Origin of the sequence: Candidatus Frankia nodulisporulans (assembly GCF_902806475.1) — a bacterium.
GTDB classification, from domain to species: domain Bacteria; phylum Actinomycetota; class Actinomycetes; order Frankiales; family Frankiaceae; genus Frankia; species Frankia umida.
In genome coordinates this window covers 1-593 of the sequence record NZ_CADCWS010000532.1, presented here as the reverse complement: position 1 = coordinate 593, position 593 = coordinate 1, and the positions used below count along the sequence as shown (strand labels likewise).

The 593-nt window shown below is 70.2% G+C and carries 1 protein-coding gene; it reads right to left on the bottom strand.

The genetic code is table 11. The features are described from left to right. Nucleotides 1-257: 257 nt before the first annotated feature. Nucleotides 258-593: hypothetical protein (locus G6R24_RS21280; RefSeq protein ID WP_420840690.1), on the bottom strand; the 336-nt coding region annotated here is incomplete at its 5' end.

Here is a 593-nt window from a genome sequence, read left to right as displayed (position 1 = left end):
CTGGTTGGCACCCAGGCTGGCTGGTTGACCCCTGCAACCACCCCTGGCCTGCACGGTTGCAGGCAGGGGTGGCGGAGGGGGCCCTACGCGTGCGCGCGCGAGGGACCCCGGCTGCAACCCTGCTCAGGCCCACCGCAGGAGCCCCCCACTGACATCCAGTTCTTCACCTCGGCTGGGCCGACGGCCGACATGTCAACGCCCCGCCGAGGACGGGCCTGGCGGGGCGTCGGACGACCGAACAAGATCAGCCCAGGGTGTTAGTCAACGTTGTTGTCGACACCTGCCGGGTTGATCGTCTGGGTGGGGCCGTGGAGGCCGGTGGTGTCGAGGTGGTAGGCGGTGAGCAGGTCGGTGAGGGCGGCGAAGCCGCCGGTGTCCAACGACCGCAGCACCGCGGCTTCCAGGCCGAGGGTGACGACGCGGCGGTAGAGCCAGTTCGCCAGCCGGCCGACCTCCACCCCCTCGCCGTCGGCGGCCAGGTCCTCGTCGGAGGCCTCCTCCTCGCCGGGCAGGAGCAGGCCACGGAGCCCCTTGCTGAACCGGATCACCGACTTGCCCTTGGTCTCCCGTTCGTATTCATGCCAGAGCTTCAG